This is a genomic window from Pseudomonas shirazensis (genome assembly GCF_050496565.1).
GTDB lineage: Bacteria > Pseudomonadota > Gammaproteobacteria > Pseudomonadales > Pseudomonadaceae > Aquipseudomonas > Aquipseudomonas shirazensis_A.
In genome coordinates, this window is the sequence record NZ_JBNWAE010000001.1 from 524,717 (window position 1) to 549,985 (window position 25,269).

General features: G+C 63.4%; 25 protein-coding genes. 14 read left to right on the forward strand and 11 right to left on the reverse strand.

Going from position 1 to position 25,269, the window contains the following annotated elements; genetic code table 11:
* The first annotated feature begins 21 nt into the window (after window positions 1–21).
* Genes spoT through ACQZ2L_RS02340 form a run of 3 tightly spaced genes read left to right on the forward strand, consistent with a single transcriptional unit; the run spans window position 22 to window position 3,328 of the window.
* Window positions 22–2,130 (forward strand): bifunctional GTP diphosphokinase/guanosine-3',5'-bis pyrophosphate 3'-pyrophosphohydrolase, encoded by a 2,109-nt coding sequence (spoT, locus tag ACQZ2L_RS02330; protein ID WP_430324566.1) that lies wholly within the window; start codon window positions 22–24, stop codon window positions 2,128–2,130.
* A gap of 24 nt (window positions 2,131–2,154) precedes the next feature.
* Entirely contained in the window at window positions 2,155–2,535 is a 381-nt protein-coding gene (locus ACQZ2L_RS02335; protein ID WP_101322872.1) for a RidA family protein, read from the forward strand.
* Between the two features lie 58 nt (window positions 2,536–2,593).
* On the forward strand, window positions 2,594–3,328 hold the full coding sequence (locus ACQZ2L_RS02340) for a hypothetical protein (RefSeq protein WP_430324567.1): 735 nt from the start codon (window positions 2,594–2,596) through the stop codon (window positions 3,326–3,328).
* A gap of 170 nt (window positions 3,329–3,498) precedes the next feature.
* Here ACQZ2L_RS02340 and ACQZ2L_RS02345 read toward each other — a convergent pair whose 3' ends face one another.
* Entirely contained in the window at window positions 3,499–4,362 is an 864-nt protein-coding gene (locus tag ACQZ2L_RS02345; RefSeq protein ID WP_430324568.1) for an SDR family oxidoreductase, read from the reverse strand.
* Window positions 4,363–4,552: 190 nt separating this feature from the next.
* Here ACQZ2L_RS02345 and exbB point away from each other — a divergent pair, with 190 nt between their 5' ends.
* The 6 genes from exbB to ACQZ2L_RS02375 all read left to right on the forward strand — a co-directional run bounded on the left by exbB (window position 4,553) and on the right by ACQZ2L_RS02375 (window position 11,265).
* Window positions 4,553–5,518: a tonB-system energizer ExbB gene (exbB, locus tag ACQZ2L_RS02350; RefSeq protein ID WP_430324569.1), complete on the forward strand. Its 966-nt coding sequence runs from the start codon at window positions 4,553–4,555 to the stop codon at window positions 5,516–5,518.
* 3 nt (window positions 5,519–5,521) lie between these two features.
* A complete protein-coding gene (gene exbD, locus ACQZ2L_RS02355) occupies window positions 5,522–5,950 on the forward strand; it encodes a TonB system transport protein ExbD (RefSeq protein ID WP_101322869.1) in 429 nt (142 codons plus the stop codon).
* Window positions 5,947–6,681: an energy transducer TonB gene (locus tag ACQZ2L_RS02360; protein ID WP_430324570.1), complete on the forward strand. Its 735-nt coding sequence runs from the start codon at window positions 5,947–5,949 to the stop codon at window positions 6,679–6,681. Before exbD ends, ACQZ2L_RS02360 begins: the two co-directional genes overlap by 4 nt.
* Before the next feature lie 93 nt (window positions 6,682–6,774).
* Window positions 6,775–7,701, forward strand: a complete 927-nt coding sequence (locus ACQZ2L_RS02365) for a LysR substrate-binding domain-containing protein (protein WP_430324571.1) — start codon at window positions 6,775–6,777, stop codon at window positions 7,699–7,701.
* Between the two features lie 3 nt (window positions 7,702–7,704).
* Window positions 7,705–9,783 carry an ATP-dependent DNA helicase RecG gene (gene recG, locus ACQZ2L_RS02370; protein ID WP_430324572.1) on the forward strand — a complete coding sequence of 693 codons (2,079 nt, stop codon included), beginning with the start codon at window positions 7,705–7,707 and terminating at the stop codon, window positions 9,781–9,783.
* A 78-nt stretch (window positions 9,784–9,861) separates the two neighbouring features.
* On the forward strand, window positions 9,862–11,265 hold the full coding sequence (locus tag ACQZ2L_RS02375) for an HDOD domain-containing protein (RefSeq protein WP_430324573.1): 1,404 nt from the start codon (window positions 9,862–9,864) through the stop codon (window positions 11,263–11,265).
* Between the two features lie 36 nt (window positions 11,266–11,301).
* Here ACQZ2L_RS02375 and ACQZ2L_RS02380 read toward each other — a convergent pair whose 3' ends face one another.
* The 4 genes from ACQZ2L_RS02380 to ACQZ2L_RS02395 all read right to left on the reverse strand — a co-directional run bounded on the left by ACQZ2L_RS02380 (window position 11,302) and on the right by ACQZ2L_RS02395 (window position 13,826).
* On the reverse strand, window positions 11,302–11,679 hold the full coding sequence (locus ACQZ2L_RS02380; RefSeq protein WP_430324574.1) for a helicase: 378 nt from the start codon (window positions 11,677–11,679) through the stop codon (window positions 11,302–11,304).
* A 266-nt stretch (window positions 11,680–11,945) separates the two neighbouring features.
* Window positions 11,946–12,287: an HU family DNA-binding protein gene (locus ACQZ2L_RS02385; RefSeq protein WP_101322863.1), complete on the reverse strand. Its 342-nt coding sequence runs from the start codon at window positions 12,285–12,287 to the stop codon at window positions 11,946–11,948.
* A 189-nt stretch (window positions 12,288–12,476) separates the two neighbouring features.
* Window positions 12,477–13,625: an NAD(P)/FAD-dependent oxidoreductase gene (locus tag ACQZ2L_RS02390; protein WP_430324575.1), complete on the reverse strand. Its 1,149-nt coding sequence runs from the start codon at window positions 13,623–13,625 to the stop codon at window positions 12,477–12,479.
* 33 nt (window positions 13,626–13,658) lie between these two features.
* Window positions 13,659–13,826, reverse strand: a complete 168-nt coding sequence (locus ACQZ2L_RS02395) for a rubredoxin (RefSeq protein ID WP_101322861.1) — start codon at window positions 13,824–13,826, stop codon at window positions 13,659–13,661.
* Between the two features lie 183 nt (window positions 13,827–14,009).
* On the opposite strand from ACQZ2L_RS02395, the gene ACQZ2L_RS02400 reads away from it, so the two are divergent.
* Together ACQZ2L_RS02400 and ubiA are read left to right on the forward strand one after the other, a co-directional pair.
* Window positions 14,010–14,567 carry a chorismate--pyruvate lyase family protein gene (locus ACQZ2L_RS02400; protein ID WP_430324576.1) on the forward strand — a complete coding sequence of 186 codons (558 nt, stop codon included), beginning with the start codon at window positions 14,010–14,012 and terminating at the stop codon, window positions 14,565–14,567.
* Window positions 14,567–15,457: a 4-hydroxybenzoate octaprenyltransferase gene (gene ubiA / locus ACQZ2L_RS02405; RefSeq protein WP_430324577.1), complete on the forward strand. Its 891-nt coding sequence runs from the start codon at window positions 14,567–14,569 to the stop codon at window positions 15,455–15,457. The genes ACQZ2L_RS02400 and ubiA overlap by 1 nt, the downstream gene beginning before the upstream one ends.
* A gap of 54 nt (window positions 15,458–15,511) precedes the next feature.
* On the opposite strand, the gene ACQZ2L_RS02410 is transcribed toward ubiA, so the two are convergent.
* Window positions 15,512–15,892 (reverse strand): COG4315 family predicted lipoprotein, encoded by a 381-nt coding sequence (locus ACQZ2L_RS02410; RefSeq protein WP_430324578.1) that lies wholly within the window; start codon window positions 15,890–15,892, stop codon window positions 15,512–15,514.
* Between the two features lie 150 nt (window positions 15,893–16,042).
* On the opposite strand from ACQZ2L_RS02410, the gene phoB reads away from it, so the two are divergent.
* The 3 genes from phoB (at window position 16,043) to ACQZ2L_RS02425 (ending at window position 19,577) form a co-directional block, all read left to right on the forward strand.
* Window positions 16,043–16,732 carry a phosphate regulon transcriptional regulator PhoB gene (phoB, locus tag ACQZ2L_RS02415; protein WP_103435541.1) on the forward strand — a complete coding sequence of 230 codons (690 nt, stop codon included), beginning with the start codon at window positions 16,043–16,045 and terminating at the stop codon, window positions 16,730–16,732.
* Between the two features lie 49 nt (window positions 16,733–16,781).
* A complete protein-coding gene (phoR, locus tag ACQZ2L_RS02420; protein WP_430324579.1) occupies window positions 16,782–18,092 on the forward strand; it encodes a phosphate regulon sensor histidine kinase PhoR in 1,311 nt (436 codons plus the stop codon).
* Window positions 18,093–18,236: 144 nt separating this feature from the next.
* Window positions 18,237–19,577: a hemolysin family protein gene (locus tag ACQZ2L_RS02425; protein WP_101322855.1), complete on the forward strand. Its 1,341-nt coding sequence runs from the start codon at window positions 18,237–18,239 to the stop codon at window positions 19,575–19,577.
* A gap of 145 nt (window positions 19,578–19,722) precedes the next feature.
* On the opposite strand, the gene ACQZ2L_RS02430 is transcribed toward ACQZ2L_RS02425, so the two are convergent.
* The 5 genes from ACQZ2L_RS02430 to pstA all read right to left on the reverse strand — a co-directional run bounded on the left by ACQZ2L_RS02430 (window position 19,723) and on the right by pstA (window position 25,268).
* Window positions 19,723–20,622, reverse strand: a complete 900-nt coding sequence (locus ACQZ2L_RS02430) for a peptidoglycan DD-metalloendopeptidase family protein (protein WP_430324580.1) — start codon at window positions 20,620–20,622, stop codon at window positions 19,723–19,725.
* 127 nt (window positions 20,623–20,749) lie between these two features.
* The gene (locus ACQZ2L_RS02435; protein WP_430324581.1) at window positions 20,750–21,649 is read right to left on the reverse strand and encodes a response regulator; all 900 of its coding nucleotides are present in this window, start codon (window positions 21,647–21,649) and stop codon (window positions 20,750–20,752) included.
* A 164-nt stretch (window positions 21,650–21,813) separates the two neighbouring features.
* Window positions 21,814–22,584: a phosphate signaling complex protein PhoU gene (phoU, locus tag ACQZ2L_RS02440; RefSeq protein WP_103435538.1), complete on the reverse strand. Its 771-nt coding sequence runs from the start codon at window positions 22,582–22,584 to the stop codon at window positions 21,814–21,816.
* A gap of 80 nt (window positions 22,585–22,664) precedes the next feature.
* Window positions 22,665–23,498, reverse strand: a complete 834-nt coding sequence (gene pstB / locus ACQZ2L_RS02445) for a phosphate ABC transporter ATP-binding protein PstB (protein ID WP_430324582.1) — start codon at window positions 23,496–23,498, stop codon at window positions 22,665–22,667.
* Between the two features lie 99 nt (window positions 23,499–23,597).
* Complete coding sequence (gene pstA, locus ACQZ2L_RS02450) at window positions 23,598–25,268, reverse strand: phosphate ABC transporter permease PstA (protein WP_430324583.1); 1,671 nt, start codon at window positions 25,266–25,268, stop codon at window positions 23,598–23,600.
* Window position 25,269: the final 1 nt, after the last annotated feature.

The window sequence follows — 25,269 nt, forward strand, 5'->3', positions numbered from 1 at the left end:
TCCTCGGCAGGAGGTATACCCATGCCGAGCATAGACACCCTCGCCGAACGGCTATCGACCTACCTCGGTCCGGACCAGGTCAACCTGGTTCGCCGAGCCTATTTCTACGCCGAACAGGCGCACGATGGGCAGCGCCGCCGCAGTGGCGAACCCTACGTGACTCATCCGCTGGCAGTCGCCGGCATCCTCGCCGACATGCACATGGACCATCAAAGCCTGATGGCGGCCATGCTGCACGATGTGATCGAAGACACCGGCATCGCCAAGGAAGCCCTCAGCCAGCAGTTTGGCGAGACGGTTGCCGAACTGGTTGATGGGGTCAGCAAACTGACCCAGATGAACTTCGAGACCAAGGCCGAGGCGCAGGCCGAAAACTTCCAGAAGATGGCCATGGCCATGGCGCGGGATATCCGCGTGATCCTGGTCAAGCTTGCCGACCGCCTGCACAACATGCGCACCCTGGAAGTGCTGTCGGGCGAAAAACGCCGACGCATCGCCAAAGAAACCCTCGAGATCTACGCCCCGATTGCCAACCGCCTGGGCATGCACAATGTGCGCGTGGAGTTCGAAGACCTTGGCTTCAAGGCGATGCATCCGATGCGCTCGGCGCGCATCCACCAGGCAGTCAAGCGCGCCCGCGGCAACCGCAAGGAAATCGTCGCCAAGATCGAACAGTCCCTGGCCAATTGCCTCGGCACTGATGGCATTCAGGGCGAAATCAGCGGTCGCCAGAAACACCTCTATGGCATCTACCGGAAGATGCGCGGCAAGCGCCGCGCCTTCAACGAGATCATGGACGTGTACGCGTTTCGCATCGTTGTCGACAAGGTCGACACCTGCTACCGCGTGCTCGGCGCTGTGCACAACCTGTACAAGCCGCTGCCCGGGCGCTTCAAGGATTACATCGCGATCCCCAAGGCCAACGGCTACCAGTCGTTGCACACGACCCTGTTCGGCATGCACGGCGTTCCCATCGAAATCCAGATTCGCACCCGCGAAATGGAAGAGCTGGCCAACAACGGCATCGCTGCACACTGGCTGTACAAGTCCAACGAGGAAGAGCAGCCCAAGGGCAGCCACGCCCGCGCCCGCCAGTGGGTCAAAGGCATCCTCGAGCTGCAGCAGCGTGCCGGCAACTCGCTGGAATTCATCGAGAGCGTGAAGATCGACCTGTTCCCGGACGAGGTCTACGTGTTCACCCCGAAAGGGCGGATCATGGAGCTGCCCAAAGGCTCCACCGCCGTCGACTTTGCCTACGCGGTGCACACCGACGTCGGCAACAGCTGCATTGCCTGCCGCATCAACCGCCGCCTGGCGCCATTGTCCGAGCCCTTGCAGAGCGGCTCGACGGTGGAAATCGTCAGTGCCCCGGGCGCCCGGCCGAACCCGGCCTGGCTCAACTTCGTGGTCACCGGCAAGGCGCGCACGCACATCCGCCACGCGCTCAAGCAGCAGCGCCGCTCCGAGTCGATCAACCTTGGCGAGCGCCTGCTGAACAAGGTGCTGACCGGCTTCGACAGCAGCCTGGAAAAGATCCCGCAGGAACGTATCCAGCCGATCCTCAACGAGTATCGCCTGGAAGTCATCGAAGACCTGCTCGAAGACATCGGCCTGGGCAATCGCATGGCCTACGTGGTCGCCCGTCGGCTGCTATCGGCCGAAGGCGAACAGCTGCCAAGCCCGGAAGGCCCGCTGGCCATCCGCGGCACCGAAGGCCTGGTGCTGAGCTACGCCAAGTGCTGCACACCGATCCCGGGCGACCCGATCGTTGGCCATCTGTCGGCCGGCAAAGGCATGGTCGTGCACCTGGAAGACTGCCGCAACATCAGTGAAATCCGCCACAACCCGGAAAAGTGCCTGCAGCTGTCCTGGGCCAAGGATGTCACCGGCGAATTCAACGTCGAGCTGCGCGTCGAGCTTGAGCACCAGCGCGGCCTGATTGCCTTGCTGGCCAGCAGCGTCAACGCCGCCGACGGCAACATCGAGAAAATCAGCATGGACGAACGCGATGGCCGCATCAGCGTGGTCCAGCTGGTGGTCAGCGTGCACGACCGCGTGCACCTGGCTCGTGTGATCAAGAAGTTGCGCACCCTGACCGGCGTGGTCCGCATCACCCGCATGCGTGCGTAAATCCGCCAACCGCAAGGAGTCACCATGACCAAGACCGTCATCACCAGCGACAAGGCCCCCGCCGCCATCGGTACCTACTCCCAGGCGATCAAGGCCGGCAACACTGTCTACATGTCTGGCCAGATCCCACTGGATCCGACCACCATGGAGCTGGTCGAAGGTTTCGAAGCGCAGACCGTTCAGGTGTTCGAGAACCTCAAGTCGGTGGCTGAAGCTGCCGGTGGTTCGTTCAAGGACATCGTCAAGCTGAACATCTTCCTGACCGACCTGAGCCACTTCGCCAAGGTCAACGAAGTCATGGGCCGCTACTTCGAGCAGCCTTACCCGGCGCGTGCCGCCATCGGCGTGGCAGCCCTGCCCAAGGGCGCCCAGGTCGAAATGGACGCCATCCTCGTCATCGAGTGATGCCTGCGGTGACGGGCGCCCTGCCCGTCACCCTCCTCTGCCTGAAGGTCTCCCCACCATGCGTCACGCCCTGCCCCTCGCGCTGGCAGCCCTGATTCTGGGCGGCTGCTCCAGCCACAAACCTGAAGACTACAACGGCACCTGGATCAACCAAGCCGCCATCGATGCCGCCGCCAAAGGTGGCAGCCTGCGTCAGGCGCTGGCAGCCAACGGCCCGGTGTCGGAAGTCCGTGTCGACGTCGCCAGCCAACAGGCCAGCTACCTCTATAACGGCTACGAAAGCGTCAACGGCCGCCTGCGCCTCAGCGACAAGCAATGGCAAGTCGACTTCGACGGCGGCCCAAGCGCGCCGCTGCAGCTCAAAGGCAAGGAGCTGGTTACCGTTACCGAAGGCGGCAAAGAGCAGGCATTCAGCAAGGCGCTGACGCCAGCCGCTGCCGATGCGCCGGTCGGCAGCACCTTCGAGAAGGCGCTGTATGGCGCGTATCTGGGTGGTAACTGGAAGATCGTCGAAGGCACCGGCAAAGGTGAGACCGTGCAGTTCAGCGACACTGGCGGCGTGACTGGCCTGCCGGGGCCGAATCGCTATGCGCTGTGCCTGGGTGGCGATTGCGCAACCATGGGCGGTGGCAACGACAGCCTGTGGTTGGAGCGCGACCAGCGTGGTGCGCCGTTTATCTTCAAGCACAGCGGTGATCAGCTGGAGATTTTCCAGGCCGTCAATCGGGCTCAGCCGGATGAGATGCCGCAGTTGGCGCCAGGGCCGCGGCAGTGGTTGCTGGAGCGTAGCTGACCGGAAGCAGCCTGAAAAAATTGGGTCTGATTCAAGTATGTTGGGGCTGCTTCGCAGCCCTTTCGCGACACAAGGCCGCTCCTACAGGGGACCGCGTCTGAAGGTTATTCGCGGTCCCTGTAGGAGCGGCCTTGTGTCGCGAAAGGGGCGCAAAGCGCCCCCAACGAACCCTAAGGCTTGGCCGCCCCCCGCAAAATCGCCGCATAGCCTTCCTTGTAACTCGGATACACCGGCGCCCAACCCAGCGCCCGCGCTCGGGCATTGCTGCAGCGCTTGCTGCCGGTGCGGCGCACGCGCTGTTCATCCGACCACTCGGTTACACCCAAATACTCGCGCAACCATGCGACCACATCGGCCAGCGGCGCCGGGTCGTCGTCGACGCCGATATAGCAGTCTTCCAATACAACCCCACGGGCATCCGCGTCGAGCAGATAGGCCAGCAGGCTCGCAGCATCCTCGGCATGAATCCGATTGCCATACAGCGGTGGCTCCTGAGCAACCCGGTAGCCCTGGCGCACCTGGCTCAGCAACCACTCCCGGCCCGGCCCGTAGATGCCGGTCAGGCGCACCACACTGGCGGGGATACCGCTGGTCAATGCCACCTGCTCGGCTTCCAGCATGATTTTGCCGGAATAACCCGTAGGCTCGGTCGGCGCTGTTTCGTCTACCCACTGGCCATCCTGCTGGGCGAACACGCTGCTGCTGGACACAAACAGCAGCCGCCGCGGCTGTTGCCCGCGCGCCTGCAACCAGCTGAGTACGTTGCGCAGGCCATCGACGTAAGCGGCCTGATAACCGGCTTCGTCATGCTGACTGGCAGCCACGCAGTACACCAGATAGTCCGGCGCTCGCTCAGGCCAGGTCGCTGGAATCTGCGTATCCGAGAGGTCAGCCGCGACCGGCTGGACCCCTGCCGGCAACTGATCGATCGAGCGGCGCAGGCCGCTCACATGCCAGCCCTTGGCCAGCAGTTGCTGGGCCAGTCGGCCGCCGACATCGCCGCAGCCGACGATCAAAGCAGACAAATCCGACATCATTCAGCTCCATTGATAAAGGGTCAGGCTAGCCGGATCGAGCGATCAACGGCTAGACAAAGCTAAAAAAAAGATACTGTATTACTTTTGTTAACAAGAATTAATTGCAATAATGGCGACCTATCTGTTCTCGGCCTGTCTCGGGGCCGTGGTGAACGTCAATCCATTTTACTCATCAGGTCCGGCCAGCATGACTCGTACTCAACCCTCCGCTTCGCCAACCCAGTCGCGCGCCTGGCGCGCCATTGCCGCGCTGATGTTCAGCCTGGTACTGGCCCCGGTCGCCATGGCCGATGAGCCAAACGCCACCGCTGCCACCACCCCAGCTGCCGCTACCGCGCCTGCTGCGCCCGCCGCTGAGGGCCAGGCCCCAGCCGCCGCTCCTGCCGAAGGGCAAGCTCAGGCACCTGCCGAAGACAACGTGCAGCCGCTGGTTGAAGACACCTCGCTGGGCATGGCCCACGACCTGTCGCCATGGGGCATGTACAAGAACGCCGACATCGTCGTGAAAATCGTGATGATCGGCCTGGCCATCGCCTCGATCATCACCTGGACCATCTGGATTGCCAAAGGCTTCGAGCTGATGGGCGCCAAGCGCCGCCTGCGCGGCGAAATCGCAGCGCTCAAGCGCGTCGCCAGCCTCAAGGAAGCTGCCGAAGCATCCAACAAGGAAGGCACCCTGGCCCACACCCTGGTGCATGACGCCCTCGAGGAAATGCGCCTGTCGACCAACGCTCGCGAAAAAGAAGGCATCAAGGAACGCGTCAGCTTCCGTCTCGAGCGCCTGGTTGCTGCCAGCGGCCGTAACATGAGCAGCGGTACCGGCGTGCTCGCCACCATTGGTTCGACCGCGCCGTTCGTAGGTCTGTTCGGTACCGTATGGGGCATCATGAACAGCTTCATCGGCATCGCCAAGACCCAGACCACCAACCTCGCAGTAGTTGCACCCGGCATCGCCGAAGCGCTGCTGGCGACCGCACTGGGCCTGGTTGCGGCCATTCCGGCGGTGGTCATCTACAACGTCTTCGCACGCTCCATCGCCGGCTACCGCGCACAGGTGTCCGATGCTTCGGCGCAGGTCTTGCTGCTGGTCAGCCGTGACCTCGACCACCAGGGTGGCGAACGCGTCGCCCCGCACATGGTGAAAGTGGGGTAAGCCATGGGCCTGCATCTTAACGAAGGTGGCGATGACCTCGCCGAAAACCACGAAATCAACGTTACGCCGTTCATCGACGTGATGTTGGTGCTGCTGATCATCTTCATGGTCGCAGCTCCCCTGGCCACCGTCGACATCAAGGTCGACCTGCCCGCCTCGACCGCCAAACCGGCGCCGAGGCCGGAGAAACCGGTGTTCGTCAGCGTCAAGGCCGACCAGAAGCTGTACGTCGGTGACGACATGGTTGCTCAGCCCAGCCAGCTTGGCCCGATGCTCGACGCCAAGACCAAGGGCGACAAGGAGACCACCATCTTCTTCCAGGCCGATAAAGGCGTGGACTACGGCGACCTGATGGAAGTGATGAACAACATGCGCGCGGCCGGTTACCTCAAGGTCGGTCTGGTAGGTCTCGAGACGGCAGCCAAAAAATGATCAAGACGCGGCACAAACTGGCGCGTTACAGCGGCAGCTTGGCGATCGTGCTGGGTGTCCATGCCATCGCTGTGCTGCTGACGCTCAATTGGTCGGTGCCTCAGGCCATCGAGCTGCCCCCGGCAGCCATGATGGTCGAGCTGGCACCGCTGCCTGAGCCAGCGCCACCACCACCGCCCAAGGTCGCTCCGCAGCCTCCGACTCCGGTCGAAGAGCCGCCGCTGCCGAAGTTGGTGGAGGCTCCAAAACCGAAGATCGCGATCGCCAAGCCGCCCAAGCCGAAGGCCAAACCGCAGCCGCCCAAGCCCGAGAAGAAGCCTGAGCCGCCGAAGGAAGCGCCACCGGCCGATGAGCAGGTAGTCGATACGCCGCCGAGCAATGCGCCACCGCAGAAATCGGCAGCGCCAGCGCCAAGCATCGCCTCCAACAGCAAGGCCTTGCCGACCTGGCAGAGCGATCTGTTGCGTCACCTGGCCAAGTACAAGCGCTACCCTGAAGACGCCCGCCGGCGTGGCCTGCAAGGCATCAACCGGTTGCGCTTCGTAGTCGACGCCGACGGTAAGGTGTTGTCCTACTCGCTGGCCGGTGGTTCAGGCAGCGCAGCGCTGGACCGAGCGACCATGGAAATGATCCGCCGTGCGGGCTCGCTGCCCAAGCCGCCGGCAGAGCTGCTGACCAATGGCTCGATCGAAGTGGTAGCGCCCTTCGTCTACTCGCTGGATAAACGCTGACACTTTGTTTCTGTCACAAAAGCGCAAGTCTGATAACGTGCGTCTATCAATTGCAGCCGCTATGCTGGGGCTGCAACTTCATGGACGCACGTTATGACCCTCACTGAACTCCGCTACATCGTCACCCTCGCCCAGGAGCAACACTTCGGCCATGCCGCCGAGCGTTGCCACGTCAGCCAGCCGACCCTGTCGGTCGGGGTAAAGAAGCTCGAGGACGAGCTTGGCGTGTTGATCTTCGAACGCAGCAAGAGCGCGGTTCGCCTGACTCCGGTCGGTGAAACCATCGTCGCCCAGGCGCAGAAGGTCCTGGAGCAGGCGCAAGGTATCCGTGAACTGGCTCAAGCCGGCAAGAACCAGCTGACCGCACCACTCAAGGTCGGCGCGATCTACACCGTCGGCCCGTACCTGTTCCCCCATCTGATTCCACAGCTGCACCGGGTCGCCCCGCAGATGCCGCTGTACATCGAAGAAAACTTCACTCATGTGCTGCGCGAGAAACTGCGCAACGGCGAGCTGGACGCAGTGATCATCGCCCTGCCGTTCAACGAGGCCGACGTGCTGACCCTGCCGCTGTACGACGAGCCGTTCTGCGCACTGATGCCGGCGGATCACCCGTGGACCGCACGCAAGACCATCGACCCGGCCATGCTCAACGACAAGAGCCTGCTGCTGCTCGGTGAAGGCCACTGCTTCCGCGATCAGGTGCTCGAAGCCTGCCCGACCCTGGCCAAGGGTAACGACGGCTCCAAGCACACCACGGTCGAATCCAGCTCGCTGGAAACCATCCGCCACATGGTCGCCTCGGGCCTGGGCATCTCGATCCTGCCGCTGTCGGCCGTGCACAGCCACCACTACGCACCGGGCATCATCGAAGTGCGCCCGCTGACCGCACCGACGCCCTTCCGCACGGTGGCGATTGCCTGGCGCGCGAGCTTCCCGCGGCCCAAGGCGATCGAGATCCTGGCCGACTCGATCCGGCTCTGCTCGGTGGTCAAGTCACCCGTGGAACAGTCGGCCTGAGTCATGAGCGAGCTGTCCAAGGTACCGGTCACTGAACTCAAGGGCGTCGGCGAGGCGATGGCTGAAAAGCTTGCCAAGGTCGGCCTGGAGAACCTGCAGGACGTACTGTTCCACCTGCCCCTGCGTTATCAGGACCGCACCCGCGTAGTGCCGATCGGCCAGCTGCGGCCGGGCCAGGACGCGGTCATCGAAGGCGTGGTCAGTGGCGCCGACGTGACCATGGGCAAGCGCCGCAGTCTCGTAGTGCGGTTGGGCGACGGTACCGGCGTACTGAGCCTGCGCTTCTACCACTTCAGCAACGCGCAGAAAGAAGCCCTCAAGCGCGGCACTCATGTGCGCTGCTACGGCGAGGCCCGCCCAGGTGCTTCGGGCCTGGAGATCTACCACCCGGAATACCGCGCCCTCAATGGCAGCGAGCCGGCGCCACCGGTCGAGCAAACCCTGACCCCGATCTACCCGTCCACTGAAGGCCTGACCCAGCAGCGCCTGCGCCAGCTGTGCCAGCAAAGCCTGGCCATGCTCGGCCCGCGCAGCCTGCCCGACTGGCTGCCACCGGAGCTGGCCAACGATTATCAGCTGGCGCCGCTGGACGAGGCGATCCGCTACCTGCACAACCCGCCCGCCGATGCTGATCTGGAAGAGCTGGCGGTGGGTCATCACTGGGCTCAGCATCGCCTCGCGTTCGAAGAGCTGCTGACTCACCAACTGTCCCAGCAGCGCCTGCGCGAGAGCTTGCGCAGCCTGCGTGCGCCGGCGCTGCCCAAGGCCAGCCGGCTGCCCGCGCAGTACCTGGCCAACCTGGGCTTCAACCCCACCGGCGCCCAGCAAAGGGTCGGCAACGAGATCGCCTACGACCTCAGCCAACCTGAGCCAATGCTGCGCCTGGTGCAAGGCGACGTCGGCGCAGGCAAGACCGTGGTCGCCGCCCTGGCTGCCCTGCAAGCGCTGGAAGCCGGTTATCAGGTCGCGCTGATGGCGCCCACCGAGATCCTTGCCGAGCAGCACTTCATCACCTTCGAGCGTTGGCTGGAGCCGCTCGGCATCGAAGTCGCCTGGCTCGCCGGCAAGCTCAAGGGTAAGGCTCGGGTCAGCGCCCTGGAGCAGATCGCCGGCGGCGCGCCGATGGTGGTCGGTACCCACGCGCTGTTCCAGGACGAGGTCAAGTTCAAGCATCTGGCGCTGGCGATCATCGATGAACAGCACCGCTTTGGCGTTCAGCAACGGCTGGCCTTGCGCAAGAAAGGCGTGGCCGGCGAGCAATGCCCGCATCAGCTGATCATGACCGCCACGCCGATCCCGCGGACGCTGGCCATGAGCGCCTACGCCGACCTCGACACCTCGGTGCTTGATGAGCTGCCGCCCGGTCGCACCCCGGTGAATACCGTGCTGGTGGTCGACAGCCGGCGCTTCGAGGTGGTCGAACGGGTCCGCGCCGCCTGCGCCGAAGGGCGCCAGGCGTACTGGGTCTGCACCCTGATCGAAGAGTCCGAAGAGCTGACCTGCCAGGCCGCCGAAAGCACCTTCGAAGACCTCGGCGCAGCCTTGGGCGAACTGCGCGTGGGCTTGATCCACGGGCGCATGAAGCCAGCCGAAAAAGCTGCGGTGATGGCCGAGTTCAAGGCCGGCAACCTGCAGCTGCTGGTGGCGACCACGGTGATCGAAGTCGGCGTCGACGTGCCCAACGCGAGCCTGATGATCATCGAAAACCCTGAACGGCTTGGCCTGGCTCAGCTACACCAGCTGCGCGGGCGAGTCGGCCGTGGTAGCGCGGCCAGCCACTGTGTGCTGCTTTATCATCCGCCGTTGTCGCAGGTCGGCCGCGAGCGCCTGGGCATCATGCGCGAAACCAACGACGGCTTCGTCATCGCCGAGAAAGACCTCGAACTGCGCGGCCCCGGCGAGATGCTCGGAACACGCCAGACCGGCCTGCTACAGTTCAAGGTCGCTGACCTGATGCGCGACGCCGACTTGCTGCCAGCCGTGCGCGACGCCGCCCAGGCACTGCTCACGCGCTGGCCGGCACACGTCAGCCCGTTGCTCGATCGCTGGCTACGCCATGGCCAACAATATGGCCAGGTGTGACATACGTCCCACTACGCAACCAGCCTGCCGTTCAGACTGGTTATACTTCGCGTTTAAAGAAACTATTGGATCCAGCTCATGACTGAAGCAGCCCTGGACGCCGCATCCCCGCAAGCACCGTCTGTTATCCGCCAACTGCTGGACAAGCTCGGCGTGGCTTATCAGGAGGTGCCTGAGCATCCGTCCCTGCCTGCCGCCTCGCGCGTGCAGGCGGTGCTGCTGGATGACGAAATCGGCGCGTTGCTGGTGCTGTTCCCGCACACTCAGTTGCTGGACCTCAATCGCCTCGCCGAGCTGACCGGGCGCAAGCTGCACGCTGTACCGCTGACGCGCCTGAACCAGATGCTCGACAAGCACAAACTCAAAGCGCTGCCTGCCTTGCCGGCCCTGACCAGCTCGCCCTGCCTGTATGACGAGCGCCTGCTCGATGCCGAGGCGCTGTTGATCCAGTCGGGCGAACGCGGCCTGCTGCTGCAGATCGAGCGCGGCGCGTTCAAGCGCATGCTGGGCAAGGCCAGCGCAGGCAAGTTCGGCCAGACCGTGGCGGACATCCAGCCCAACCTCAACCGTCCTGACGATGATCCCCACGAGATCACCCAGGCGGTGCAGGCGTTCACCGCACGGCGGATTCAGAAGCGCCTGGAAGAAACCATCGAGATTCCACCGCTGGCCGACACGGCGCAAAAGATCATCAAGCTGCGGGTCGACCCAAACGCCAGCATCGACGACATCACCGGTGTGGTCGAAACCGACCCGGCGCTGGCCGCGCAGGTGGTCAGCTGGGCTGGTTCGCCGTACTACGCCTCACCTGGCAAGATCCGTTCGGTGGAAGACGCCATCGTGCGTGTGCTCGGCTTCGATCTGGTGATCAACCTGGCGCTGGGCCTGGCTTTGGGCAAGACCCTGAGCCTGCCCAAGGACCACCCACAGCAAGCCACGCCGTACTGGCAGCAGTCGATCTACACCGCTGCCGTGATCGAGGGCCTGACCCGCGCCATGCCGCGCGCCGAGCGCCCTGAAGCTGGCCTGACCTACCTCGCCGGGCTGCTGCACAACTTTGGCTATCTGCTGCTGGCGCATGTATTTCCGCCGCACTTCTCGCTGATCTGCCGCCACCTGGAGGTCAACCCGCACCTGAGCCACACCTACATCGAACAGCATCTGCTCGGCATCAGCCGTGAGCAGATCGGCGCGTGGCTGATGAAGCTGTGGGACATGCCTGAAGAGCTGTCCAACGCACTGCGCTTCCAGCACGATCCTGGCTACGACGGCGAACTGGCAGTGTTCCCCAACCTGGTCTGCCTGGCGACCAGTCTGCTGCGCTCGCGCGGGATCGGCTCAGGGCCGCAGGAAGAAATCTCTGATGCCCTGCTCGAGCGTCTGGGGCTGAGCCGCGAAAAGGCCGACGATGTCGTCAGCAAGGTACTTGAGGCCGAAGCGCTGCTGCGCGAACTAGCCTCCCAGTTCCACCCGCCGCATTGAGCTGACTGTTACTGGGGCGCCAGGCGCCCCGCTGACTCAGGCCTTACGCTTGCGCGGTTTCAGGTACTTCATCAGGCCCTGGAACCAGATTACCAGCGCCGGGTTGCCTTTGATCTGGATGTTCTTGTCCTGAATCCCCTGCATGAACGCCAGCTGTTTGTTGCTGGCCTGCAGGGTGGCGAAGCCGTAGGCGGCGTCCTTGAAGGCAATGGCGAAGGCTGGCTGCGCATGTTGCCCGGCCCTGCTGCTGATGCGCTCGTTGCTGACGATGAAGTGACGGGCGACCTTGCCATCCAGGGTCTGCATCTGGAACACCAGATCCTTATCCCGCAGTTGCTGCTGGAACGCCGGATTGTTGCGGCTGGCACGGGCCATCAACAAGCCCATGGCCCACAGAATAAAACGGAACTTCATCGGCAAGACTCGACTTTAATGTGACTGAAAGTGCCGAGTTTATCCTCTTTCAGAACACTTTATACAAGCCCGCCACCGTTACCCTATGTAAAGCAAAACGGACGCCATAAAGGCGCCCGTTTGTTGGCTATGTCAGAGGTAGCGTTTTGGGCTGCTTTGCAGCCTTCGCGGGTGAACCCGCTCCCACAGGGTCTGCAGCGCTGATTAACCTGTGGGAGCGGGCTTGCCCGCGAAGGCCGCAAAGCGGCCCCAATCAACTCAGCCGCTTACTTTTTCTTCGCAGCAGCCTTCGCAGCAGGTTTGGCCGCAGCCTTGGCCGGTGCTGCAGCTTTGCCGGTCGGGTTGACCGTGTCCTTGAGGCCCTTGCCTGGCTTGAACGCAACGGTGTTGCTGGCCTTGATCTTCACCGGTTCGCCAGTCTGCGGGTTCTTGCCGGTGCGGGCGCCACGGTGACGTTTCTCGAAGGTGCCGAAGCCGACCAGGGTAACGGTATCCTTATCGAGGGCACCAGTAATGCTGTCGAGGATCGCATTGAGCACCTCATTGGCCTTTTCCTTGGTCAAATCGGCCTTTTCAGCGATGACAGCGGCGAGTTCTGGTTTGCGCATAGTGAAGCCTCTTGGACGGGAATTCTTGTTGTTATTGCCGTGCTGCCAGGAGAGGCAGCGCTCAAGGCGCCGCAGGCTCTAAACTGCGGCAGACGCGAGTGAGAATGGCACGCCAACCGGGACCGCGCCAGTATCAGCACGGCCATTGTGTCGGCAAGCCAACGTCATAAGCGACAGAACGCCAGCTATTTACGCCATAAGCGCTGGAAGCTGCCGATTTAGAGCGAGTTTTTCCATGACGGCGCTGCCGGTCAGGGCATAGCCGAGAAGCGCACCCGCCTCATCGCGGCAGGTCAGCTTGAGATCGGCGCCCTCACCTTCCTCTTGCCACACGCCCGCGCGGCCATGCGGCGGTGGCGCAACCACAAGTGGGCAGGCGGGGGTCTTCACGGTGATCGGCATCGGCCCGTAAGCTACCGCCTGCGGATTGCCAGCCAGGGTCTGGGCCAGCGCCCGCACGCAGCTCATCAATGGCATCACGTACAACAGGTTGATGCCATCGACCTCGGCGCAATCGCCCAGGGCGTAGATATTGGCGTGCGAGGCGCGCAGCTGACGGTCCACCACCACCCCGCGATTGACCGCCAGCCCGGCCGCGGCTGCCAGTTCGGTGCGCGGGCGCAGGCCGATGGCCGAGACCACCAGGTCGCAGGCGATCACGCTGCCGTCGGACAAATGCGCCTGCAGGTCAGCGCCGTCGCGCTGCAGGCGATCCAGCACCGGGCCGAGGTGGAAGCGCACACCGAGGCCCTCCAGGCCGGCCTGCACCGCACCTGCGGCGGCAGCCGGGATCAGGGTCGGCATCAGTTGCTCACACGGGGCGACCACGTCGACCTGGAAACCGCCCAGGCTCATGTCGTTGGCAAACTCGCAGCCAATCAGCCCGGCGCCAAGAATCAGTACCCGCTGCTTGCCTGCCGCAGCGCGGCGAAAGCGGGCGTAGTCGGCAAGGTCGTTGATCGCGTACACCGCATCGCTGGCATCGCCCTGCAGCGGCAGCTGCACGGTCTGTGCGCCCAGGGCGAGGACCAGGTCGCGGTACTCGACCACCTCTTCGCCGATCCACAGCCGCTTGTGCCCAGGATCAATACCGCTAATGCGCGTGTGGGTGCGGATCTCCGCCTTGAGCTGGTCGGCCATGGCCCCGGGTTCTGCCATGCACAGGCCATCGGCGTCCTTGTTCTTGGCAAAGCCGGTGGACAGCATCGGCTTGGAATAGGAACGGCCGTCGTCAGCGCTGATCAACAGCAGCGGCGTTTCGCCGTCGAGCTTGCGAAACTCACGGGCCAGGTTGTAGCCCGCAAGGCCGGTGCCGATGATCACTACTGGGGAGGTCATGCCGTATTCCTTTTACGTTGCCAAGGGTTGCTATCAGGCGATTTCGATCATTTCAAAGTCGCTTTTGCCTACGCCACAATCAGGGCACAGCCAGTCTTCAGGGACATCCTGCCATTGGGTGCCCGGCGCGATGCCGTCATCTGGCCAGCCTTCGGCTTCGTTGTAGATCAGGCCACATACAATGCATTGCCACTTCTTCATCAACAGCTCCTCATCCAGGTTCAGGCTTGGCCTTGCCGCTTATCGCGCTGTTGCCACGCAACAGGCTGAGTTATGGCTCATGCGGCTGCCACGGGCTTTTTACTGGCCCAGCCTGCAGTATGCAAGCAGCGCAGGCAATCATGCTAAGCTCGGCGCCTCTCTGGCTGTAACAAGCATACCGACGTGTCGTACGAATCCCCGCTAGCAGCCGCTGTTGCGTGGCTGCCGTATCCACAGCTGGCAACCACGCTTGCCCAGCCGACCCTCGACTGGCTGTTCGATGAAGGCTCGCTGACCCGCCGCCTGACTGCCCTGTCCGCTGATCATTTCAGTGTCACCCCCTTGTTCCAGGGCTGGCAGCCACTGCGCGATGACGAATGCCTGGCGCTTGGCCTTGAGCCTGGTGCGCAAGGTTGGGTGCGTGAGGTCTACCTGCGTGGCCATGGCCAGCCTTGGGTATTCGCCCGCAGCGTGGCCGGGCGCGCCGCGCTGGAGCGCGGTGGGCTGGATCTGGAAACCTTGGGCAGCCGTTCATTAGGTGAGCTGCTGTTCTGCGATCAGGCCTTTGTGCGCCACCCTATCGAGGTGTGCAGCTACCCTCAGCATTGGCTGCCCACTGAAGTCGCTGCAGCGGATCTGTGGGGCCGGCGCTCGCGCTTCGAGCGCGATGGCCTGCAACTCCTGGTGGCCGAGGTGTTTCTGCCGGCCTTGTGGCAAGCCTCCAGCGAGGTAAGCGGCTGATGTACCTGCAACTGCTGAAGTCACTCAACCGCCTGCACCCGCGCGCCTGGGACTTCGTCCAGCTGAGCCGCATGGATCGGCCAATCGGCATCTACCTGTTGCTGTGGCCGACCCTGACTGCGGTATGGATTGCCGGCCAGGGCGCGCCGACGGTGGCCAACGTGCTGATCTTTGGCCTAGGCGTAGTGCTGATGCGCGCAGCCGGCTGCTGCATCAACGACTTCGCCGATCGCAAGGTCGATGGCCACGTCAAACGCACCGCCGACCGGCCGCTGGCCAGCGGTCGGGTCAAGCCGGGCGAGGCGCTGGTGCTGTTCGCCGTGCTGGTAGCGGTGAGCTTCTTGCTGGTGCTGTGCACCAACGCCCAGACGGTCTGGCTGTCGTTCGGTGCCGTCGCCCTGGCGTTCTGCTACCCGTTCATGAAGCGCTACACCTATTACCCGCAAGTGGTACTGGGCGCAGCGTATTCGTGGGGTATCCCGATGGCCTTCACGGCCGCTGGCGGCGATCTGCCGGCCAGTGCCTGGCTGCTGTACATCGCCAATCTGCTGTGGACGGTGGGCTATGACACCTACTACGCCATGGTCGACCGCGATGACGACCTGAAGATCGGGGTCAAATCCACCGCGATCCTGTTTGGCGAGGCCGACCGAGCAATCATCCTTGGCCTGCAGCTGCTGTCGTTGGCCTGCCTGCTGCTGGCGGGCATCAAGTTCGGCCTGGGCGGCTGGTTCCACCTCGGCCTGGTGGGTGCGTTACTGTGCTTTGCCTGGGAGTTCTGGTCGACGCGCAAGCTGGATCGCGACGCGTGCTTCAAGGCGTTTCTGCATAACCACTGGGCGGGGCTGCTGATCTTTATCGGCGTGGTTCTGGATTACGCCCTGGGCTGATGGCGTGCCCTGGGCCAGCGCTGTCAGGCGCTCGCACAGGGCGTAGCGGTGCCCTCAGGGCTTGGCTACATGCCAGACGTCCTTCATGCCATCGCCGGTGGTCTTGCCCGCTTCGGTATCCTTGACGAAGGTGTACAGCGGCTTGCCATCGTAGGCCCACTGCATGCTGCCGTCGTCGCGCTTGATGTGGGTCCATTTGCCTGCCGCAGCCTTGTCATCTTCCTTGACCATCAGCGGCGGCCAGGCCTTGGCACAGTCGCCGTTGCACATCGACTTGCCGTCGCTGTCCTTGTCGAAGGTGTACAAGGTCATGCCCTTGTCGTCGACCAGCATGCCGCCCTTGGCCATGCCCATGCCGCCATGCTCGGCGAGGGCCACCCCCGGCAGCGCCAAAACTACGCAGAAGGCCATCCAGTTCAGCGTTGATCGTGTCATTGGATTTCACCGTATTTATTCGGGGGTTGGGATTTACAGCCTAGCTCAGCCGTCGATACTTGCCGTGGCAGCCCACGACCTGTCACACGACTGCAATAATTCCGTTATCTAATGCGGGCCAAGACATCCAATTCAGGAGAGGTTGAGAGCATGGTTGGCAGGAACATTCTGATCGTCGACGACGAAGCGCCCATTCGCGAGATGATCGCCGTTGCGTTGGAAATGGCCGGCTACGACTGCCTCGAGGCGGAGAACTCGCAGCAGGCCCATGCCATCATCGTCGACCGCAAGCCGGACCTGATCCTGCTCGACTGGATGCTGCCGGGCACCTCGGGCATCGAGCTGGCGCGGCGCCTCAAGCGTGATGAACTGACCGGCGACATCCCGATCATCATGCTCACCGCCAAGGGCGAAGAGGACAACAAGATCCAGGGCCTGGAAGTCGGCGCCGACGATTACATCACCAAGCCGTTCTCGCCGCGTGAGCTGGTCGCCAGGCTTAAAGCCGTACTGCGCCGCACCGGCCCGAGCGACAGCGAGTCGCCAATCGAGATCGGCGGCCTGCTGCTCGACCCGATCAGCCACCGCGTCACCATCGACGGCAAGCCAGCCGAGATGGGCCCCACCGAATACCGCCTGCTGCAGTTCTTCATGACCCACCAGGAGCGCGCCTACACCCGTGGCCAGTTGCTCGATCAGGTCTGGGGCGGCAACGTCTACGTCGAAGAGCGTACCGTCGATGTGCACATCCGCCGCCTGCGCAAGGCGCTGGGTGAGGCCTACGAAAATCTGGTACAAACCGTGCGCGGCACTGGCTATCGTTTCTCGACCAAAAGCTGAGCGACGCCTGCGCAGCTGGCTGCACACTGTTGTACAAGGACCGTAACCATTGAACCAGAACTGGCACGCGACCCTGATTCGCCACCTGCTGCTGTTGATCACCGTCTGCATCATCGGCGGCCTGGTCAGCGGCTACTATGGCTGGAGCTTTGCCATCGGCCTGGCGCTGTACCTGGGCTGGACCCTCAAGCAGTTGCTGCGCCTGCACGACTGGCTGCGCAACCATCAGCCCGACGAAGCACCACCCGACGGCTATGGCCTGTGGGGCGAGGTGTTCGACAGCATCTACCATCTGCAACGCCGCGATCAGCGCGTGCGCGGGCGCTTGCAGGCAGTGATCGACCGAGTCCAGGAGTCAACGGCCGCCCTGCGTGACGCGGTGATCATGCTCGACAGCGACGGCAACCTGGAATGGTGGAACCGCGCGGCAGAAACGCTGCTCGGCTTCAAGACCCCGCAGGACGGCGGCCAGCAGGTGACCAACCTGGTCCGCCACCCACGCTTCAAAGAATACTTCGAAGCCGAAAATTATCTTGAGCCGCTGGAAATCCCCTCGCCGATCAACGATCGCATGCGCGTGCAGCTGCACATCACCCGCTATGGCAACAACGAGCACCTGATGCTGGTGCGCGACGTCACCCGCATTCACCTGCTCGAGCAGATGCGCAAAGACTTCGTCGCCAACGTCTCGCACGAGCTGCGCACACCGTTGACGGTGATCAGCGGCTACCTGGAAACCCTGCTGGACAACGTCGAAGACGTCAATCCACGCTGGACTCGCGCCCTGCAGCAGATGAGCCAGCAAGGCTCGCGCATGCAGACGCTGCTCAACGACCTGCTGTTGCTGGCCAAGCTCGAAGCCACCGACTATCCCTCGGACAACCAGCCCGTGGCAGTCGATGCGCTGCTCACTGCGATCAAGGCCGACGCCCAGGCGCTGTCCGGCCCGCGCCAGCAGAACATCAGCCTCGAAGCCAGCCCCGGGGTCTACCTCAAAGGCAGCGAGTCGGAGCTGCGCAGTGCGTTCTCCAATCTGGTGTTCAACGCGGTCAAGTACACCCAGGACGGCGGCAACATCCGTATCCGCTGGTGGGCCGATGAACAGGGCGCGCACCTGTCGGTGCAGGACTCGGGGATGGGGATCGAGGCCAAGCACCTGCCGCGCCTGACCGAACGCTTCTACCGGGTGGACTCCAGTCGCAACTCCCACACCGGCGGCACCGGCCTGGGCCTGGCGATCGTCAAGCACGTACTCCTGCGCCACCGCGCGCGGCTGGAGATCAGCAGCGTGCCCGGCCACGGCAGCACCTTTACCTGCCATTTTGCCGCTGTGCAGATGGATATCCGCAAGGGCAGATAGCCGCAGTGGCTGGCGGGCACTGACCAATGCCGCCCTGCCCCCCTTTGCTTTTGCCGCCTCAGCCGCTACATTGGCTGTCCTGCGCCGGCACAGCTGGCGGCTTTTTATCATCATTTTCGCAGACGGACCCCGTAAAACCCCATCATGGACCCTTCCCCTGGTATCAGCGTCACCTCCCTGTTTGCCGACTTCGGCATGATTCTTTTTGCACTGTTCCTGGTCTTGCTCAACGGCTTCTTCGTTGCCGCCGAGTTCGCCATGGTCAAACTGCGCTCGACCCGGGTCGACTCGATCGCCGAGCTGCACGGCTGGCGCGGCAGCATTCTGCGCAAGGTGCACAACCAGCTCGATGCCTACCTGTCTGCCTGCCAGCTGGGTATCACCCTCGCCTCGCTGGGCCTGGGCTGGGTCGGTGAGCCGGCCTTTGCGCACCTGCTCGAGCCGTTGCTGGCGTACTTTGGCGTCGACTCGCCGGAGCTGATCAAGGGCGTGTCGTTCTTCATCGCCTTCTTCGTCATCTCGTACCTGCACATCGTCGTCGGTGAGCTGGCGCCCAAGTCGTGGGCGATCCGCAAACCCGAGCTGTTGTCGCTGTGGACGGCGGTGCCGCTGTACCTGTTCTACTGGGCCATGTACCCGGCCATCTACCTGCTCAACGCCAGCGCCAACGCCATCCTGCGGGTGGCTGGCCAGGGCGAGCCGGGGCCGCACCACGAGCACCATTACAGCCGCGAAGAGCTCAAGCTGATCCTGCACTCCAGCCGTGGCCAGGACCCGAGCGATCAGGGCATGCGCGTACTGGCCTCGGCGGTCGAGATGGGCGAGCTGGAGGTGGTCGACTGGGCCAACTCGCGCGAGGACATGATCAGCCTCGACGCCAAGGCGCCGCTCAAGGAAATCCTGGCGATGTTCCGCCGGCACAAGTTCAGCCGCTACCCGGTGTACGACGCCGAGCGTGAGGAATTCACCGGCCTGCTGCACATCAAGGACCTGTTGCTGGAGCTGGCCGACCTCGACCATATCCCTGGCAGCGTCGACCTCGACGACCTGACCCGGCCACTGGAGCGGGTGTCCCGGCATATGCCGCTGTCGCAGTTGCTCGAGCAGTTCCGCAAGGGCGGCGCGCACTTTGTGCTGGTTGAAGAAGCCGATGGCAAGGTGATCGGCTACCTGACCATGGAAGACGTGCTGGAAGTGCTGGTCGGCGACATTCAGGACGAGCACCGCAAGACCGAGCGCGGCATCCTCGCCTACCAGCCAGGCAAGCTGCTGGTGCGTGGCGATACCCCGCTGTTCAAGGTCGAGCGGCTGCTGGGCGTTGACCTCGACCACATCGAGGCCGAGACCTTGGCCGGGTTGGTCTACGAGACGCTGAATCGGGTGCCTGAGGAAGAGGAACTGCTGGAAGTCGAAGGGCTGCGCATCATCATCAAGAAGATGAAGGGGCCCAAGATCGTTCTGGCCAAGGTGCTCAAGCTGGAATAACCAGTGTCCGCCAGGTCTTTGGGGCTGCTGCGCAGCCCTTTCGCGACACAAGGCCGCTCCTACAGTTGACTGCGCATGACTTGCTTGCGCGGACCCTGTAGGAGCGGCCTTGTGTCGCGAAAGGGTCGCAGAGCGACCCCAAATTTCACGGATTGCCCGCGGTGAAATTGGGCAGCCCGCCAAGGGGCCGGTCGAACTGATACGGGATCGACTCCAGCGCCAAACCAACGTTGCGCTGCACCACAAAGTGCAGATGCGGCCCGCTGCTGTTGCCGGTATTGCCCGACTTGGCCAGCGCATCCCCTACGCTGACCCGCTGCCCCTCACCCACCACCACCGAGCCCTGCATCAGATGCAGGTAGACGCCCATGGTCCCGTCGCTGTGAAGAATGCGCACAAAGTTGCCTGAGGCATTGGTACCGCGGCCGTTCTGGCTGTTCTCGGTCTTGATCACCACCCCGCCGCGCGCAGCGATGATCGGCGTGCCTTCCGGCATGGCGATGTCCATCGCATAGCGGCCCTTGGCGCCGAAGTGGCTGTAGCGCCCGTTCGGCCCCTGGCTTAAGCGAAACGGGCCGCCCCGCCAGGGGAACGGGTAGCGAAATGCCTGCGGCCGCTGCAGCGGGCTGCCGAGGGCGTAGTCGAGTTTGCTTTGATACCCCAGCTGCTTGCCGGGCTGGGCCATGACTACGCTCAGCAGCTGGGTCGAGCGTGCTGGCAGCACCTTGCGCACGATCCGCGGCGCGTTACCACCCTGAGCATTGCTCAGCCCCTGCAGACGCAACTCGACCTCGACCGGCGCGAACAGCTCGTTGTGCGCGCTGAAGCGCATCCCGCCGGTAATCACCTCGCTGTAAAGCCGAACCTGGCCATCGAGGCGCTCGACGATCGGCTCGCGAAAGATCACATAGGCCTTGGCCCCTTCGCTGTCGTGGTCGGAGTACGACACCACGCCGTAGGCATCAGTGGTTCGATACAGGGTCATGGCCAGACTCGACGCCGAAGCCGTGAGCAAGGCACAGAACAGCAGCAGGCGGCTGGGCATAGGATGGTGGCTTTATGACAGTTGAGTTCTGTCGAAGCCTAGCAGGCGGATTGCCAATGGGTGTCGCAGTTGGTCGGCGCAGCCGCGGCCCGTGCTGACTGGGGCCGCGGCTGCGTCGGACAGCGCCTCAAGCGCCGGGCGTGAAGTGCTTCTGAGTAGTGCCGCGGGCAATCAAGCGCGACAGGTAGTCGAGCTTCTGCGCGTCCTGGTCGACAAACTTGAAGGTAAGTTGCAGCCAGTCGCTGTCCGGCTTGGGCTCCATCGCCGCCACTGCATGCAGATAGCCGTTCAGACGCGCGACTTCAGCGTTGTCACCCTGCTCAAGGTCGAGCACTGCGCCTTCAAGCACCTGCGGCAGGTTGGCGCTGCGACGCACCACCAGCAGCGCTTCCTTCAGGCTCAGGGCCTTGATCACACAGGCCTGCGCGCCGCTGGCCAGGCGCAATTGGCCCTGGCCACGACCGGCCGGTGCGGCGCTTGGCGCGGCCTTCGGCGCAGCTGCGGCGACCAGCGGCCGGGCAGCCTCGGCAGCCACCGGAGCGGCTCTGGCAGCCTCCGGGCGGCCACCGGTCAGGGCGCTCAGCGAATCATTGGCAAACGCCGAATTGACCTTGGCCACGCCGGTTGCCATCAGGCTGTCGAGCTTGCCGATCTTGCTCAGGGATTTTTTCACCTTGGTCAGCAGCTGTTCGTTGGTGAACGGCTTGCCGACAAAATCGGAAACCCCGGCCTGAATCGCCTGAATAACGTTTTCCTTGTCGCCACGGCTGGTCACCATGATGAACTGCAGGGCCTTCATCTCTGGCTGTTGACGGCACCAGGTGAGCAATTCCAGGCCTGACATTTCCGGCATTTCCCAGTCGCACAGGACCAGGTCGAAATGCTCCTTGCCGAGCAATGCCATGGCCTTGCGGCCGTTCACTGCATCTTCGATGACCATACCCGGGAAGGCATTGCGCAGGCACTTCTTTACCAGATCGCGAATGAACGGGGCGTCATCCACAACCAGCACATTGACTTTACTCATCGATACTCCTCTTGATCCCGACTAGCATAACGCTCACTGATGGCCATTTGCCAAGCAGCGAATCAGGTCGGGACGTCGCACACTGTTCGCGGGTGCCTGCTGGCTGCTCGACCGCAAACGAAAACGCCCGGCACTGGGCCGGGCGTTGAGGCTCGGGAGCAATCCTATTTATCGTCCGATTCAGCCAAAACATTAGCGATTTCAGCCTCGCGGCCTGCGGTGCCTTCGACCTCAGCTTTCATCCGCTTCAAGCCCATGTGGCGCACGTCGGTGCCGCGCACCAGGTAGATCACCAGTTCGGCGATGTTGCGTGCGTGGTCGCCGATCCGCTCCAGCGAACGCAGCGCCCAGATCACACTGAGGACCCGCGAGATCGAGCGTGGGTCTTCCATCATGTAGGTGACCAGCTCGCGCAGCGCCGTCTTGTATTCGCGGTCGATGGTCTTGTCGTACTGCGCCACCGACAGCGCCAGCTCGGCGTCGAAGCGGGCAAAGGCGTCCAGCGCGTCGCGGACCATGTTGCGCACCTGGTCGCCGATGTGGCGCACTTCGACGTAGCCGCGCGGCGACTCGCCTTCTTCACACAGCTGGATCGCGCGGCGGGCGATCTTGGTGGATTCGTCGCCGATGCGCTCAAGGTCGATCACCGACTTGGAAATGCTGATGATCAGGCGCAGGTCAGAAGCCGCTGGTTGGCGCCGGGCGAGAATGCGCACGCACTCTTCGTCGATGTTGCGCTCCATCTGGTTGATCTGCTCATCGACTTCGCGCACTTGCTGGGCCAGGCCCGAGTCAGCCTCGATCAGCGCGGTGACGGCATCATTGACCTGCTTCTCGACCAGCCCGCCCATGGCCAGCAGGTGGCTGCGCACTTCTTCGAGCTCGGCATTGAACTGCTGGGAGATGTGATGGGTAAGGCTTTCTTTGTTGATCATGCGTTCGCTCCGCGCAGAAGCCCGCTGCTGCAAGCTTCAGAGTATTCGGGTCGGTGCCGGCGTGGAGCCGGCAGCGGCTGCTAGCCGTAACGACCGGTGATGTAGTCTTCGGTCTGCTTCTTGGCCGGGTTGGTGAACAGCGTATCGGTGTCCCCATACTCGATCAGTTTGCCCATGTACATGAACGCGGTGTAGTCGGAGACGCGCGCCGCCTGCTGCATGTTGTGGGTGACGATGACAATGGTGTACTTGGATTTCAACTCGTAGATCAGTTCTTCGACCTTGAGCGTGGAAATCGGGTCGAGCGCCGAGCACGGCTCATCGAGCAGCAGCACTTCCGGCTCGACGGCAATCGTGCGGGCAATCACCAGACGTTGCTGCTGGCCACCGGACAGACCCAGGGCCGACTCGTGCAGGCGGTCCTTGACCTCATCCCACAAGGCCGCGCCGCGCAGCGCCCATTCGACCGCTTCGTCGAGGGTGCGCTTCTTGTTGATGCCCTGGATGCGCAGGCCGTAGACCACGTTCTCGTAGATGGTCTTGGGGAACGGGTTGGGCTTCTGGAACACCATGCCGACCCGCCGGCGCAGCTCGGCTACGTCTTCGCCCTTGCGGTAGATGTTGGTGCCGTAGAGGTTGATCTCGCCTTCGACGCGGCAACCGTCAACGAGGTCGTTCATCCGGTTGAAGGTGCGCAACAAGGTCGACTTGCCGCAGCCGGACGGGCCGATGAAGGCGGTCACGCGCTGCTTGGGGATATTCAGGCTGACGTCGAACAGCGCCTGCTTGTCGCCGTAGTACAGGGACAGGCCAGGCACTTCGATGGCCACGGCTTCTTCGGCCAGGCGCAGGCCCTGCTTGTTGCGACCCAGGGCCGACATGTCGATGCCATGGGCTTGAGTTTCGTGTTGCATGGTCTCACTCCGTTTGTAGCTGCCGGCTTCGAGCTGCAAGCTGCGGTCTGGGCAAAAGCGCCTGGCTGCTGAGCCGGGCGCTTGTGGCGTGAAGCTGAATCAGTGATCGAGCGCCTTGTACTTCTCGCGCAGGTGGTTACGCATCCATACCGCCGACAGGTTGAGCGTGGCAATCACCAGCACCAGCAACAACGCGGTGGCGTACACCAGCGGCCGCGCGGCTTCGACGTTGGGGCTCTGGAAGCCGACGTCGTAGATGTGGAAGCCCAGGTGCATGATCTTCTGATCAAGGTGCAGGTAAGGGTAGTTGCCGTTGACCGGCAGCGTCGGCGCCAGCTTGACCACCCCCACCAGCATCAGCGGCGCGACTTCGCCAGCGGCGCGGGCAACGGCGAGGATCATGCCGGTCATCATCGCCGGGCTGGCCATCGGCAGCACGATCTTCCACAGCGTCTCGGACTTGGTCGCCCCGAGCGCCAGCGAGCCTTCGCGCAGGGTCCGCGGGATTCGCGCCAGGCCTTCTTCCGTGGCCACGATCACCACCGGCACGGCCAGCAGCGCCAGGGTCAGCGACGCCCAGAGCAGGCCCGGCGTACCCAGGGTCGGCGCCGGCAGCGCCTCGGGGAAGAACAGCCGGTCGATCGAGCCGCCCAGCACATAGACGAAGAAGCCCAGGCCAAACACGCCGTAGACGATCGCCGGGACGCCAGCGAGGTTGTTCACGGCGATGCGGATCAGCCGGGTGACCGGGCCCTGGCGGGCGTATTCACGCAGATAGACCGCCGCCAGCACACCGAACGGGGTGACGATGATGGCCATGATCAGGGTCATCATCACCGTGCCGAAGATGGCCGGGAAAATCCCGCCCTCGGTGTTTGCCTCACGCGGGTCGTCGCTGAGGAATTCCCACACTTTGGCGAAATAGGTGCCCATCTTGGTAACGATGCCCATGCCGTTAGGCTGATAGGCGTGCACCACCTTGTCGAGGTTGATCTCCAGCTCGCGGCCATTGCCATCGCGCACCACCAGGCTGTCCCGGCTGAAATCGCGGTGCAGCGCGCCGAGGCGCTCTTCGATGGCTTTGTAGCGGCTGTTCAGCTCGGCCCGCTCGGCCTCAAGATCGGCCTGCGCGGTGGCGTCCAGCTTGCCCGCCAGCTCCAGCTTGCGGCTCTGCAGGCGCAGGCGTTCAAGGCCATGGTTGATGGCACCGATGTCTTTCTTCTCAAGGTTTTGCAGCTCGCCGGCAAGCTTGTTCGCGCGTTTCAGGCGAGCTTGCAGCTCGGCCCAGGCTGCATCGCCGTGGGCCACCACCTGGCCGTCCTGCTTGACGCTGACCAGATAGCCATAGAAGTTGCCCCACTCGCGGCGTTCCAAGGCGATCAAGTCCGCCGGGGCGGTCTGATCAACCAGCCAGTCGCCGACCACCCAGGTGAAGTCGCTGCCATTGAGGTCGCGGTTGCCGACCTTGATCAGCTCGCGGGTCATGAATTCCGGGCCGTTGTCCGGCACCGGCAGGCCAGCGCCCTTGAGCCGAGCCAGGGGTACCTGTTCCTGCTGCACCACTTCGCCGACGACGATGTGCTCGGCCTGCCCTGGCACCTTGTAGGTGGCCTGGATCACGTCGGCCGGCCAGAAGTGGCCAAGACCACGCACGGCGATCACCGCCAGCAGGCCAACGGTCATGATCACGGCGATGGCGACGGCGCCACCGCTGATCCAAACGCCGGGAGCGCCGCTCTTGAACCAGCCTTTGAGGGAATCCTTTTTCACG